The organism is Chitinophaga lutea, from assembly GCF_003813775.1.
Classification (GTDB): Bacteria; Bacteroidota; Bacteroidia; order Chitinophagales; family Chitinophagaceae; genus Chitinophaga; species Chitinophaga lutea.
In genome coordinates, this window is sequence record NZ_RPDH01000002.1 from 1,848,177 (window position 1) to 1,862,193 (window position 14,017).

Here is a 14,017-nt window from a genome sequence, read left to right on the forward strand (position 1 = left end):
TGTTAACCGCACCGAGTTGTGCAGCCATTTTTTGTTCCCCGTTAACAAACTCAGCGGGCCAGGCTGACCCTGGCCTCACTTTGCCGCGGTATCGCCGGGCGCACCGCCGGTATAACGTCACCGGGCGCTTTGACAGCGGGGTCGTAAACGGCCACCGCCACCCTTGAATCGGCACAGCCATAGTACAGCCACCATTTCTTCCTGAAGTATACGAGCCCTTCTATGAACACCGTACCGTCGATGTACTGCCCGCTTTTTTCAAACGGCTCCATGGGCCGGAGGAACGGCGCATCCAGGCGGGCGACGGCCCGGGTGGGATCCTGCAGGTCGAACAGCACCTGCCCGGCGCAATAGGCCCTGCCGTTGAAGCGCCGGTCGCCTGCTTCGCCGGAGCGGTTTTTACCATTATATAACAGCAGGATGCCTTTGTCGGTGATCACTGCGGGCGGGCCGCACTCGGTAAGATCGCTGTCGAAGTAACCTTTTCTCGGCGTGATGAACGGTTTCAACCCGCCGGTATCGTTCACGACAGGTGTCCAGTTCTTCAGATCGTCAGACACGGCGCCGTACACGGCATGCTCACCGAAATACATAAAATAACGGCCGTTGACTTTAGCGATCACCTGCCGGCCGTTTTCCACTTTGGTAACGATGGAGGCCGACTTGCTCCAGGTCCGCAGGAATTTACCGTCGTACGCTTTCGCGAAAATGGGCCCGTGTTTTTGCCAGCGCAGCAGGTCCCTGGAAGTGGCCACGCCAATTCGCGCCACATCCCGGTTCCACTGCGTATAAAACATTACATAGGTGCCATCGGCCGTTACGGCTACACGCGGGTCTTCACAGCCGCCGGGATATTCATAGGTTTTCTGGTTATCCTCCCCCGGGTACAATACCGGTTTGGTGTTCCTTTTAAAATGCAGGCCATCCGTGCTTTCCGCATACCCGATGCGCGACGTGCGCTTGCCGATGCCCACACCGGATTTATCTTCCGCGCGGTAAAGGACTACCACTTTATTATTCCTGACCACCGCGGCCGGGTTGAACGTATCGTTCGATTCCCAGGCTACGCGGGCTTTCTGCATGGGACAATAAAAATAAGTGGTGGAATCCGGCGACAGTACCGGGTTAATGCCCGCAGGCCGTACAAAACCACCCAGCGCCCAGTCGGGCAGGGTATTCTGGGAAAACGCCAGCAGCGGGAACAGCAACAAAGTAATGATGATCAAACGTGGAGTGTACATGCGCGGAAAATGATGGGTGAAACGAATATGCCTGTAAATGTAAAGTTTCCCTGTTAGAAAAAGAAGCGCGGCAGTGCGCAGTTCATGCACAAGCGCACGTTTCAAACCCCTACCCTCACAATTTGTACGGCAACCGCCAGGCACTCGTTCTCGAAAAAGAAAAGCTGCATCAAAAACTGATGCAGCTTCTTTATTGTTGTAACCCACATTATTAAATAGCCGGGTCCGCGGGTGTGCTGGGATTGTTATCCCTTTCGATCAGCGGGTAAGGATAAAAATTCCGGTTCCTTTCCTCACCGGGCGCATTGGGCCCGGGGCGTCCGAAACGGCGGCTGTCTTCCAGCTCCTGGCCGCAGAGGAACATCTCCAGTCTTCTTTGTTTATAGATGTCGGTGAGCAGGGCGGCTGTCGTCATCGCGCCGCTGTACGCCGGCTGCGAAGCGCCGATGCCGTAGATGTCGGTCGTTTTGGTGCGCACGGCATCCAGGGCGGTTTTGCTCTGTACGAACTGCGACTGGCGGGCGTAGTTTTCCGCGATGATCAGGTGCATTTCGCCGGGCAGGTATACCGGGTAAGAAGCGGTGGTGTTCAGCGCAAATGCTTTCAGCGGATAGGTGGTCGGCCCCGTACGGCTGATGTAGAACCCTACGCGCGGATCCGTTGCCGCAGGTACCGGCGCGAGGCCGTTGCGGAGGCCGAGCGTGGAATCGATCGCGCCGAATACGTTCACCGTGAAGTTCCACTCACCCAGCGGGTTGGTGGTCACCGCGGAAAAACGGAACTCCGATTTCACCGTCAGGCTGGCGGCGGAGGCGTATGTGATGGCTTTGTTGCCGGATGCTGCATCGTAAGTGCCGGTGATCATGCTCTGGATGTTGTAGTAACGTGCCAGCAATGCTTTCACGGTATTCTTCACATCGATGCCCGCCGGTACTCTGCTGAGAAACTTCGCGCTGGGCGCAGTTGCAGCCAGGTCGGCATCCGCACTTTCAAGTACCTCGATCACTTTTTTCAGCACGTCGGCGCGCGGACTGAACGCGGCATTGTTTTCCGTTTTCAGCGGGATGTGCTCGAAAAACTGCACCAGGGTGCCCATGCTCAGGGCGTAGAAAATACTGCCATATGCTTTCAACCCTACCTTGTCGCCTGCGTCCGCGGCCACGTTGAGATTATTCAGTACCGTTTCGGCCTCGGTGCGCGCGAGCAGGCATTGCGTCCACAACTGGGATACCACGGAGTTGGCCTGTGTAACGGCGCCTTTGCCGGTTTCCAGTTCTTTTTCCGCGGTGTTACCGATGTTGAGGGTGTACAGTGCATACACGCCATACGCCGCCCCGATCGGTGCGGAATACAGCGGGCTCTGGCGGCCGATGGTAAAACGCCGCTGTAAGCCGGCGCTGAGGTTCATCAAAGCATCCGGACTGGTCGTCACGCTCGGTACCGATGCCGTACTCGGGTTGATGTATTCTTTATTGCAGGAAACGATCGGCAGCGCACTTCCCAGCATGAGCAATAAAGCCGTTTTTTTGATATAATGCGTTTTCATGATTGTAGTGGTTTGAATTTAGAAACTGGCTCTGAACGATAACTGGTAGGTTCTGGGAATCGGCACGTTCCCGAAATCCAGCCCGCGCAAAACGGAAGCATTCCCGGCGGCATTGGTTTCCGGATCATAACCGTCGTAAGTGTCGAAGCTCACCAGGTTACGGCCTACCAGGGAAACGGACGATGATTTGATGAACTTCGCGAATTTCGGCAGTTCATAACTCAGCGCCACTTCGCGCAGCTTCACATAGGAGCCGCTTTCCACGCGCCACTCTTCGGTGTTGTAAATCGCAAAGATGTAACCTCTGGGCAGTTCACCCTTCAGTTCTTTCTCCGAATAATCCCCGATGCCCACGCCTTGTCTTGTTCTCCTGTCGGCATTGAACACTTCCTGTCCCAAAGCGCCGTCGAAGAGGATACTCAGGCTGAGTTTTTTGTAGGAAAGATTATTGGAAAAGCTCAGGATCCAGTCAGGATGCGGACTACCGATCACCTTGCGCAGCAGTACTTTCTGCGTGGGGTTGTTGATGGCTGCAATCGGGCGGCCCTGTGCGTCTAATGACATACCGCCTTTTGCGTCGCGTTCAAAATAGTTGCCGTAGAACACCCCTACCGGCTGTCCTGCCAGTATCACGGACGTAGCGCCGGTCGGGTTCGGCAGCGAAATCGGCGTTACCTGGCTGGAAGAAGTCACAAGGTTTTTGTTCCGGCTCACCGAAGCACCTATGCTCCAGCTGAAGTCTTTCCCGGCGAACGGATTGGCGTTGATGCCCAGTTCCCAGCCTTTGTTGGTGAGATTACCCACGTTCTCCGTACGCGCGCTCCCGCCAGAAGAAGGCGCCAGCACCCGGTCTACCAGCAATGAACTGCCCACGATCTTCTTGTCGTATATCGTGAAAATGATACCGAGGCGGTTGTTGAGGAAGGAAAGGTCGGTGCCGAACTCCAGTTCGCTGGACCTTTCAGGCTCCACAAATTCGTTACCGAGCTGGGTATTCAGATTATAAGTAGCGATACCGTTGATGCTGCCGGAGAGGTAAGTGGAAAAACGCTCGTAAGTGCCGATACCGGTCAGGTTACCCGCCAGGCCCCACGAACCGCGCACACGGGCAGAAGTAAACCAGGTATTCGAAAAGTCTTTCCAGAAGCCCATCTCGCTGATATTCCAGGAGCCGCTCACTTTGGGATAGAAGTAAGTACGCGTATCCTTGGGGAAGGTGGTAGCTCCGTCCACACGAGCTGCGCCCGTCAGGAAAAAGATATTCTTATACCCGAAAGTCTGTTGCAGGAAGCCGCCGAAAACCTGGCGCTGGTCGTCCGTATACCGGGGATCCAGCCGTACAGCCGCACCGTTGATGGTGGTGATGCCGTTCAGCAGATCGCGGCCCTCGTTAAACAGGCCGGTGATTTTCTGGTACTGGTGATTGAAACCTGCGGTGGTCAGCGAAGAGAAATCACCAAAGTTGGTGTTGTAGGAAATATTGACGTCGTTGTTGATCAGGAATGAGTTCACCATCGCCGACGCAGCGTAACCCAGGCCTTCCTGCGCTGCGATATAGGGATATTTTTCAATCAGGTTCCTGCCCTCCTGGCTGAAATTGTCAACACCCAGGATGTAATCGATATTCAAGCCTTTTACGGGCCTTATCTTGAGCTGCACATCACTGATGGTCCTGCTCACCGCCTGCGTCAGGTGCATGTCTTCTATCACACTCAGCGGGTTCACGCGGGTGGGCTCCACATTTTTGAGGTTGCCGGACACATCCCTTTCTTCGATGTTGTAAATGTTGTTGGTGATATTGATGGCGTTGATCGGGCTCCAGAATACGTTCCCGTTGGGCTTCTCGTTGGAGAAGGTGTTCGAATAGGCAAGCCCTCCGCTCACTGATATGTAATCATTGATCGTCTGGTCAATTCTCGTTTTGAAGTTAAACCGCCGGAAATCCGTATTCCTGATAATGCCCTGGTTGTAATAGTAACCACCGGAGAAGTAATACTTCGTTTTTTCCGAGCCACCGCTCACAGACACGTAGTTATCGGTGCCGAGCCCCGTACGGAAAATCTGGTCCTGGTAATCGTAACGCGTTACATCCACCAGGTCGGTCGACAGCTTGCGGGTCTGCCCGTCCGGGCGGGTGTAAGTCACCGTGTTACCCGGGCCGTCGCTGATATTGCCGAGGCGCAGCGCGGTGGAGCCGAACTGTTTGCCGTAAGTGGAGATGTATACTTTTTTACGCAGCTCGTTCATCGCGATGCTGGTGCTGAAGTCTACCTTCAGCTGGCCCTGTTTGCCCGCTTTGGTGGTGATCAGCACCACGCCGTTGCTCGCTCTGGAACCATAGATCGCCGAAGCCGAGGCGCCCGGGATAACGTCGATCTTTTCGATGTCGGCGGGATTGATGTCGGCCATACGGTTGGTACCGATATCGCCGCCGGAGCCCACGTTGAGGTTGGTGACATTCGTAGTGGCGTTACTTACCACCACCCCGTCCACGACATAGAGTGGTTCAGACGACCCTTTGATGGTACTGGTACCGCGCATGCGCACGGATATGCCGCCGGACGGGTCGCCGGAGGTCTGGGTGATCTGCGCACCGGGCACCTTGCCCTGCAGTGCGGCGCCCAGGTTGCCCGAGCCCGTATTGGTGAGCTGTTTGGCGTTCACGGAGTTGACGGTGTTGCCCAGTTGTTTCCTCGACTGGCGGAGGGAAGAACCGATCACCACGATCTCGTCCATCTTCAGCACGTCTTCTTCCATCACCATATCCACGGATACGGCGCTGCCGCTTACCGAAACGGCCCTGCGCATGGCTTTGAATCCGATTCCGGAAAACTCCATGGTGTAGTTGCCGGGTTGAACGTTGGCAGTAAAACTGTACTTGCCGGTTGCGTCTGTCACCGCACCTGTGCTGGTGTTGCTGAGTCGCACGGAAACGCCTGGAACGGCGGAGCCGTCGGAAGCGGTCACGTTTCCGCTGAACCGGACCTGCGCCATTGCCAGGCAGGCCAGCAGTTGAAACAGGAAAATCAGCGGGAGCGCCTTCCATCTTCCTGGTAATTGTCTGATTGGATGTTTCATGAAGGTTTCGATTTTGGCGTGTTAAAAAATTGTCAGGAGTGCACATCCTTGCGGTGGGGCCGGTTCCGGGAATTCCCTTTGCAGGAATCACCGGAACAGCCGTTCATTGTTCACCCGGATGATGTATTGTATTTTCTGTTAGCGAATGTTAGCGAATTCTGTTAGCGAAATATTAGCGAATCTCCATGCCCGCCGCCCGGTACGGTTTGAGCAACGCATGATGCGGATCCAGCTCCGTGATCAGCACGTCGATGTCCGTTACATTGCAAACTTTCAGGCGCTGAACGGTATTGACCTTTTCTGAAATCGCGAGGGACACCACTTTTGAAGAAGACTCAATCATGGCCCTTTTGATATGCACCACATCCAGGTCGTTGTCTGTCAAACCTGCATGCAGATCGATGGCGTTGGTGCCGAGGAAACATAAATCGGCTTTCACGTGCCGGATCTGGGAGATGGCGGCGCCGCCTACCGTAATCCGGGAATTTTTCGAAAGCCGGTCTCCTATCAGCACCACATCGATATGCGGGTGCTGGACGTATTCAAAGGCTGCGGGCAGACTGCCGGTAAAAAAAGTGGCATGCAGGTTTTCGGGAAGCGCACGGGCCAGCTCCAGTATGGTGGTGCCGCCGGTAGTAAAAATAAACATCCCGTCCTGGATCAGTTTTAAAGCTTTCTGTGCAATCTGCCGTTTTTCGGCCAGCGAATAGATTTCGGTGCCGTTAAATGAATTATGGAACGATTTGGAAAGCGCCCCGCCATGCACCTTGATGATTTTACCGGCATCCGCCAGTTCATTCAAATCCCGGCGAATCGTGTCTTCCGACACATTGAGCTTATCTACCAGGTAGGTGGTGAGCACTTTACTGTGGACATTCACTTCGTGAAGAATCACATTCTGACGTTCCTCTTTGAGCATAATTCATTAACGTGTCCGTGAAGTTAGGGAAATTCCGGTAATCCTGCATAAAAATGCATGTTTTTTTCGGGAATGTGCATTTTTAACTGGATAAGAACCGCAGTTATATAGAAATTCACGCACGAACATGCAGCTAAATGCTGCTAAACAGGCAGCCCGGAAACGCATAAAAAAATCCCCTGCTGCGGTGCCGCAACAGGGGAAATACAATATGAATGCGCAGGCGCTTCTTCTGCAGAAGCCGGTCGGCGGTGCCACTCAGCCCCCACCCGCGCAATTACACGAACGCACTGAACCCGGTGATCGCCCTGCCTACTATCAATGAATTGATCTCCTTGGTGCCTTCGTAAGAATAAATGGCCTCCGCATCCGCCACAAAACGCGCCACGTTATGATCGAGCAGGATGCCGTTGCCGCCCATCACTTCCCTCGACTTGCTCACGATATCACGGGTGCGCAGGCTGCAGAATACTTTCGCCAGCGATGCATGTTCGTCTTTGAGCAAACCCTGGTCCTGCAATTCGGACAAACGGAACACCATCGACTGCATGGCCGTGAGGTTGGACAACATTTCCACGAGGTGGTTCTGTATCAGCTGGAAAGCGGCGATGGGCTTGCCGAACTGTTTGCGCTTGCGGGTATAGTCGAGCGCGTTTTCATAAGCGCCGCGCGCACAGCCCACGGCCATCCAGGCCACGCCGGCGCGGGTCATCTGCAGCACCCTGGCGGTATCTTTGAATGAATTGGCATGTTCGAGGCGGTCGCTTTCGGGCACCACGCAGTCTTTCATCGTGATGAGGCCGTTCTGCACAATCCGCAGCGCCATTTTGCCTTTTATTTTTTCCACGTCGAAACCGGGTGTGTCTTTCCTGACGAGGAAACCTTTTACCTCCCCGTCGTCGAGGTCGCGGGCCCAGATGATGGTGACGTCCGCAAAGGGTGCGTTGCCGATCCATTTTTTCTGTCCGTTCAGCACCCATCCGTCTGCGGTGCGCTTAGCCGTTGTGGTGAGGCCGCCGGCAACCCCGGAGCCCACTTCCGGTTCGGTGAGGCCGAAAGCTCCTATCTTTTGGAACTGCTGCATCTGCGGCAGCCATTCCTGTTTCTGCGCTTCGGAGCCGCACATATAAATGGAGCCCATCGCCAGGCCGCTCTGCACACCGAAGAAGGTAGCCATCGAACTGTCGACCCGCGCTATTTCCATCGCGATGATCCCTTCCATCAGGAATGATTTGCCGGGGCAGCCGTATCCTTTGTACGTCACGCCGCAAAGGTTGAGCTCCGCGAATTTGGGCACCAGCTCAAACGGGAACTCGTCGCGCAGCCAGTAATAGTTGACGATGGGCTGCACTTCCCGTTCCATGAACTCGCGTACTTTTAACTGTATGGCGCGGTCTTCATCGCTGAGGCGCAGGTGGAGCTCATAGAAATCGCCGTTGATTTCAGGCAGTTCCTTCTTTTTACCACCGCTGCTGTTGAGCATTTTCATCAGGCCCTTCAGCTGGTTGTCGTCCAGTCTGGAGAAACCCTCCATCACTTTCTGAAGGTCCACTTTCTCGGAGAGTTTACCGAGTTTGTCGAAGTCGATTGTTCTGAGCAGCCTGATTGCGCTTTTGATCTTTGAGAATGTTCCTGCCATATCAATTCAGTTGAATACCAAATTTATCGAAAAAAGGCGAGGGAACGTGTGAGTTTATAACGTACAGTTGAAGGGCGGCACGCCCTGCACGCCGGGTTTTGCCATGTATATACCGCCGCCTCCCCGACCGGCAGCCGTGGTGATAAGCAACGTATCGAGCTGTTCGCCGGCGAATGCGCACGACGTTACATGCGGTACCGGTAATGCGATGAAACCGGTCATCTCACCGGACGCCGGATTCCAGCAACCGACGCCGGAGCCGCCGTACAGTGCGATCCACAGCATGCCCCGCATGTCGATCGCCATACCATCCGGCAGGCCGAGATGCGCGGGAATAGTAATGACGGTATGGCGGTTGGTAATGCGGCCGTCGTGGAAATCGTAACGCCATATTTCCCGTGTGCTGCTGTCTGTATAATAAAAGAACCGGTTATCGGCGCTCCAGGCCATGCCGTTTGAAATGAGCACGTCCTGCTGCTGAACGGTAAAATCACCGCCGGCTTCTATGCAATAAAGATGCCCATTACCCACATGCCCTTGCATCGGCATCGTTCCTATCCACAGCCGTCCTTCGTGATCGGCGCGCGCATCGTTGCAGCGGATGGTCTGCCATTCGATGCCGAGCGGCGTTATCCAGGTAATGGTTTCGGTGACCAAATGGTATCGCGCGATGCCACCCTGCATCCCGAGTATCAATTCATTCTCTTTTCCGGGCACGGCAACCGATACGCGCCGATCGAAACGATGCTGCCGCACTTCCCCGCCACTCCACTCCTTTTCGAATAACGTTTTCCTTTCGATATCTACCCAGAAAAAACTGCGCCGCGCCGCATGCCACAAAGGCCCTTCTCCCAACTCGCAACCGGCATCGTACCATAATTTCGCGTCCATCCTTAAAAAAATTTAATGTCGTAAATATCTGCAATTACCGGAGAATATTTCTATCTTCGGTTACGTACCCGTAAAATGGCTGAAAACGGGTGTATCCACGCAATAGAACCAACGTCTGACAAATGAAACGAACCGCTGTACCGCTGCTCCTCGTATTGTGCCTGGCCCTCGCGGCCTATTTTATTTTCTTCCGCTCAAAGGAAAAAGACCGGCCTGTTGAAGCCACGCTGCTGCTCGATTCGAGCGCACTAGGCATCACCACCATCGCCAGCGGGCTGAACGTGCCCTGGGAAATCTGCTGGGGGCCGGACGGCCAGATCTGGTTCACCGAACAAAGTGGTTCCATCAGTAAAGTGGACCCGCGCACAGGTGAAAAAAAACTGCTGCTCACCATCCCGGAAGTATTCCGCAAACGTTCACTGGGCATGCTGGGCATGGCCATCCACCCGCAGCAGCCTTACATCTTCGTGGATTACACCGCGCTCAAACCGGACTCTTCCGTGGTGTCGAAACTGGTGCGGTACACCTATACGGCGGACACGCTGAAAAATCCCCTCCTGCTGATGGAGCTCCCCGGCGCTACGGGCCATAACGGTTCACGCGTAGCCGTGTCGCCCGACGGGAAAGTGATCTGGTCTACCGGCGATGCCACTCGCGGCGCCAATGCCCCGGATACGGCGTCACCCAACGGGAAAGTACTGCGCCTGAATACGGACGGCTCTATTCCGGCCGACAATCCCTATCCCGGCAACCCCATGTGGTCGCGCGGGCACCGCAACATCCAGGGCCTTGCCTATACAGACAAGGGACATCTCTTTGCCTCCGAGCATGGCGATGCGATGGACGACGAGATCAACTATATTCAAAAGGCCGCGTTTTACGGATGGCCCCGCATCGAAGGGTTGGCCGACCGTGACGACGAAAAGCCCTATGCGGATTCTTTCCCGTTCACCCCTCCCGCCAAAGCCTGGACGCCCACGATCGCGCCCGCCGGTATCGCTTATTATCACGCTTCCAAAATACCCGAATGGCAAAACGCCATCCTGATGACCACGCTCAAAACATCGAGCCTGCGCGTGTTGCAACTCAACGCCGCGCAGGATGCCGTGACCGGTGAGAAGATCTACCTCGGCGGCATCTTCGGCCGGCTGCGCGCCGTATGCGTTTCGCCGGACGGGGATGTGTACGTGGCCACCAGCAACCGCGACTGGAACCCCGGAAAGGGCTTTCCCATCGAGGCCGACGACCGTATCATCCGCATTTCTCCCGTTGCAAAAACACACAACCCCATCCGCCCGTTGAAAGAAGACACACTTGCCGTGACGCTTTCAAAAGGCCAGGCATTGTATAAAAGTTATTGCGATGCCTGCCACAAAGCAGACGGTAAAGGGATTCAGGGCTCATTCCCCGCGCTGGACGGCAACGCCCTGGTTAACGGCAAACCGCAGGCCCTCGTAAAAATCATCCTGAACGGCCAGAGCGGCAACATGAAAGGCGGCGAACAAATGCCCGCCTTCAAGTTCCTCAGCGATGCAGACGTGACCGCCATCGTGAACTACACCCGGAAATCCTGGAGCAACAAAGCTTACGAAATATCCTTCGAGGACGTAGAGCGCTTCAGAAAAAGATAGTACGCTTTACACTGATACACCACTGAGAACAAAAACGCGAAGGCTTTCCTTCGCGTTTATTTTTATATCAACTGCTGCTGCGCAACCTTTGGTATGGAACAACCATCTGCATGGCTGGGAGAGCCTTCATTCGCATGCGGTTTACGCATAGCGGATGTAAAAGAAGAGCACCGCTGCCGTAATGATGGCCCACCAGAAAGCGGGGTTACGAATGCCCCGCTGGTATTGGCGCTGATCTTCCGGCAGCGAAAGGCTGGCCCTGTTCCAGATCAGGCCTTCGAGCGCAGCCGCCGGTTTGGGTTTGGTGGCCAGGCTCACCAGCACGCATACGATCATGCAGGTCCAGAATACGATACCGGTGCGGTTGAAAAAAGGCATGGCCGGGAAAATGATTTCCATGGCCACAGACATGGGAATGGTGAGAATACCCGCCGCCAGCGCGCCGGCATGCGTGGTCCTTTTCCAGAGGATGCCCAGCAGGAACATGGCGGCAATACCGGGCGTAAAGAGCCCGTAGGCATTCATGAGATATAAAAAGATGGGCTTGTCGGAATGCTCGAGGAACAACGCCGTGCAAAGAATCCCCACTACGATGATCACAGCCCCGGCCATCCTTCCGAAACGGACTGCCTGCTGTTCAGTAGCCTGCTTTTTAAAATAAGGCAGGTAAATATCGACGGTGAGGATCGTGGTGCAGGAATTGATGGCGCCGGAGAGGTGCGACATCACTGCCGCGATGAGGCCCGCCATAACCAGCCCCACCAGCCCGCTGGGCAGCAGTTTCTCCACCAGCGTGGGAAACAGCAGGTCCGGTTTTTCGAGATCGGGAAAGAGTTTGGGCGCTACGAGCGCCGGCACCGTAATGATGATGGGCACGAGGAATTTCAGGTAGTCGCCGAACACAACGCCCATCCTCGCATGCCATTCATTCTTCGCCGCCAGCACGCGCTGTACGATGAACTGGTTGGTGGCGCAGTAAAATACGCTGATGCAAAGCACGCCGCCGAGGTACATCGTCCAGGGAAAATCGGGATCGTCCGCCGGCAGGATCAAATCCCAGCTTTTGGAAGTTTCCAGCACCGCACCGATGCCACCGGCTGCCGTAACGGTAGCGATGGTAAGCGCAATGCCGCCCATCACCAGCACCACCAGCTGCAGCATTTCCGTCCAGATCACGGCCCGGAGGCCGCCTGCGATGGTGTATACGCCCGTCAGCACCGCCAGTATCACCACGCTCGTCATCACTGAAATGCCGAGCAGCGAATGCAGGGATAAAGCACCGAGATACAGCACGGCGCTGATTTCAACAAGAATGTACGTAAGCAGGATGAGCGTAGCGTAGGTGGTCCTCGCCGCCGTGCCGTATCTTTTTTCGAGGAATTCGGGCACGGTATAAAAGCCGTTTCGGATGTAAAAAGGAAGGAATATCCAGAGCAGGGCGTTGAAGCCCATGAGGATGGCGCCCCACTCCATCGCAATCGCCACAAAGCCCCTGCTGTAGGCCACGCCCATGGCGCCCACCAGGTGGTGGCTGCTGATGTTGGCGGCGATGATGCTGCCGCCGATCATCCACCAGGGCAGTTTGTCGCCCGCCAGGAAATAATCGCGTTTGGTTTGCTGCCCTTTGCGGGAAGCGTAAATACCCAGGCCGATGACCCCCAATATGTAAATGCCGAAAATCGCGGCATCGAGCGCGGTAAGATTCAAATTCATGCGGAAGTCGTCATTCGTTGCGAAATAGCTTTTGCGGATTCAGTGAGTATTTCCAGTGCGCCCTGTTGAAACGGCGTTTGCCATACTGCGTAACTGCGATGCCGGTAAGATGAGGCGGGTGGCAGGTAACCGGCGTAGCCGTTCACGATGTTCATCACGGCCACTGCATACGGCGCACAGCTTTCGCGAAGCGTTTGCTGGAAGATGGAATAGGTTTCGTTGGGCTGACCGAACAGCAGACTGTCGCCCAACCGCCATACCCATAGCGGCATTCGGCTGGTATCGCCGTCGCCGATGGTTTTGCGGATGCCCCGTTGCCGCCACAGTCTCTCCTTCAGCACATGATCTTCACAGGCGGCCCAGGCGGCCTCTATTTCTTCTAAGCCGGGCAGGTCTTTGAGCGGCAGTTCCACCATTTCCATCGTTGCATCGAGAACAGCGGACGGCGTAAATGCGGATTTCTCCCATATGCCGAGCGGCGCGCCGGACTCCACCACACCGTTGAAGGTGAGCTCGTTCGCCGCAGGCAGCATGCCTTCAAGTATCGACAACACGGCAAAACCGAGTTGCCGGCCATACGCATCCGCCAGGTCGGTATCACCGCTGTATTGTTCGCGTGGCGACAAATCGCCAGAAGCGCCTTGCAGGAAAAGACAGGGCGCACCGGTGGCGGCTTCCGTCATTTCGCGCATGGCGCCGATGTAATCCGGCGATAATAATTTATTATCCCAGGCGAGGGTGGTGGGATGACAGGCGTAGTTAACGATGGTGCCGGTGATGGAATCACCCGTCGTGATACGGCCTACCAACACGGTATCGTCTGCTGTTACCGCAGGGTTGAACGCCACCACATACCGGTCGTCCAGCGGCAGGTCGCGGTTCACCGCAAGAGCGCACCGGCCGTATTGCCAGCTCAGCACGGAAGGCGCGGCCGCTGCCAGCGCTTCGCGCGCGGCGGCAATGGCGCTTTCCTGCACATGCCGGAGGTATGGTTGTATGAAATGCCCGCCGGGTTTGGATGCGTCTTCGCTGAAGGTGCTTGGCCCGGCGTGTGTATGCGTAAGACAAAACATCAGCCGCGCCGCATCCAGCTGCAGCGCCTGCAGGATGCCTTCGCGCAGCTGCTTTTCATCCGCCGCGCTTTTCCACCAGCCGAGGTCGGCGGAGATCAGCACCAGCGGCGGTGCGGATGAAGCGGTCTGAAAAGTGATGCAGGTCAGCGTCAGGGGCAGGTGTATCCCTTCCGCCGTTTCGTGCCGTGCGGCGCCCCAGTTACGGGCAAAGACGCCCACCGGCGGCGTAATATCTTTACGGGCAATGCCGATCAGCCCGGCAAATGAAGGAGCGCACATGATGAAA

9 protein-coding genes are annotated in these 14,017 nt (G+C 55.7%); 1 reads left to right on the forward strand and 8 read right to left on the reverse strand.

The genetic code is table 11. From position 1 onward, the window contains the following. Positions 1 to 50: 50 nt before the first annotated feature. The 6 genes from EGT74_RS19670 to EGT74_RS19695 form a co-directional block, all read right to left on the reverse strand. Positions 51 to 1,241: a glycoside hydrolase family 130 protein gene (locus EGT74_RS19670; protein WP_123848270.1), complete on the reverse strand. Its 1,191-nt coding sequence runs from the start codon at positions 1,239 to 1,241 to the stop codon at positions 51 to 53. 211 nt (positions 1,242 to 1,452) lie between these two features. Then, complete coding sequence (locus EGT74_RS19675; RefSeq protein WP_123848271.1) at positions 1,453 to 2,787, reverse strand: RagB/SusD family nutrient uptake outer membrane protein; 1,335 nt, start codon at positions 2,785 to 2,787, stop codon at positions 1,453 to 1,455. 18 nt (positions 2,788 to 2,805) lie between these two features. Next, positions 2,806 to 5,865 (reverse strand): SusC/RagA family TonB-linked outer membrane protein, encoded by a 3,060-nt coding sequence (locus EGT74_RS19680; RefSeq protein ID WP_220392912.1) that lies wholly within the window; start codon positions 5,863 to 5,865, stop codon positions 2,806 to 2,808. Positions 5,866 to 6,037: 172 nt separating this feature from the next. Continuing rightward, entirely contained in the window at positions 6,038 to 6,784 is a 747-nt protein-coding gene (locus EGT74_RS19685) for a DeoR/GlpR family DNA-binding transcription regulator (protein WP_123848272.1), read from the reverse strand. Between the two features lie 277 nt (positions 6,785 to 7,061). Then, a complete protein-coding gene (locus EGT74_RS19690; protein ID WP_123848273.1) occupies positions 7,062 to 8,423 on the reverse strand; it encodes an acyl-CoA dehydrogenase family protein in 1,362 nt (453 codons plus the stop codon). Between the two features lie 54 nt (positions 8,424 to 8,477). Next, positions 8,478 to 9,314, reverse strand: coding sequence for an SMP-30/gluconolactonase/LRE family protein (locus EGT74_RS19695; RefSeq protein WP_123848274.1), 837 nt, complete (start codon positions 9,312 to 9,314; stop codon positions 8,478 to 8,480). Positions 9,315 to 9,436: 122 nt separating this feature from the next. On the opposite strand from EGT74_RS19695, the gene EGT74_RS19700 reads away from it, so the two are divergent. Continuing rightward, positions 9,437 to 10,945 (forward strand): PQQ-dependent sugar dehydrogenase, encoded by a 1,509-nt coding sequence (locus EGT74_RS19700; RefSeq protein ID WP_123848275.1) that lies wholly within the window; start codon positions 9,437 to 9,439, stop codon positions 10,943 to 10,945. Positions 10,946 to 11,086: 141 nt separating this feature from the next. Here EGT74_RS19700 and EGT74_RS19705 read toward each other — a convergent pair whose 3' ends face one another. Together EGT74_RS19705 and EGT74_RS19710 are read right to left on the reverse strand one after the other, a co-directional pair. Further along, positions 11,087 to 12,658 (reverse strand): SLC5 family protein, encoded by a 1,572-nt coding sequence (locus EGT74_RS19705; protein ID WP_123848276.1) that lies wholly within the window; start codon positions 12,656 to 12,658, stop codon positions 11,087 to 11,089. Then, positions 12,655 to 14,010, reverse strand: a complete 1,356-nt coding sequence (locus EGT74_RS19710) for a hypothetical protein (protein WP_123848277.1) — start codon at positions 14,008 to 14,010, stop codon at positions 12,655 to 12,657. The genes EGT74_RS19705 and EGT74_RS19710 overlap by 4 nt, the downstream gene beginning before the upstream one ends. Positions 14,011 to 14,017: the final 7 nt, after the last annotated feature.

Excerpts from the sequence above, each read along its gene's own strand:
- EGT74_RS19670 (WP_123848270.1), bottom strand. The coding sequence starts at position 1,241 with ATGTACACTCCACGTTTGATCATCATTACTTTGTTGCTGTTCCCGCTG.
- EGT74_RS19675 (WP_123848271.1), bottom strand. The coding sequence starts at position 2,787 with ATGAAAACGCATTATATCAAAAAAACGGCTTTATTGCTCATGCTGGGA.
- EGT74_RS19680 (WP_220392912.1), bottom strand. The coding sequence starts at position 5,865 with ATGAAACATCCAATCAGACAATTACCAGGAAGATGGAAGGCGCTCCCG.
- EGT74_RS19685 (WP_123848272.1), bottom strand. The coding sequence starts at position 6,784 with ATGCTCAAAGAGGAACGTCAGAATGTGATTCTTCACGAAGTGAATGTC.
- EGT74_RS19690 (WP_123848273.1), bottom strand. The coding sequence starts at position 8,423 with ATGGCAGGAACATTCTCAAAGATCAAAAGCGCAATCAGGCTGCTCAGA.
- EGT74_RS19695 (WP_123848274.1), bottom strand. The coding sequence starts at position 9,314 with ATGGACGCGAAATTATGGTACGATGCCGGTTGCGAGTTGGGAGAAGGG.
- EGT74_RS19700 (WP_123848275.1), top strand. The coding sequence starts at position 9,437 with ATGAAACGAACCGCTGTACCGCTGCTCCTCGTATTGTGCCTGGCCCTC.
- EGT74_RS19705 (WP_123848276.1), bottom strand. The coding sequence starts at position 12,658 with ATGAATTTGAATCTTACCGCGCTCGATGCCGCGATTTTCGGCATTTAC.
- EGT74_RS19710 (WP_123848277.1), bottom strand. The coding sequence starts at position 14,010 with ATGTGCGCTCCTTCATTTGCCGGGCTGATCGGCATTGCCCGTAAAGAT.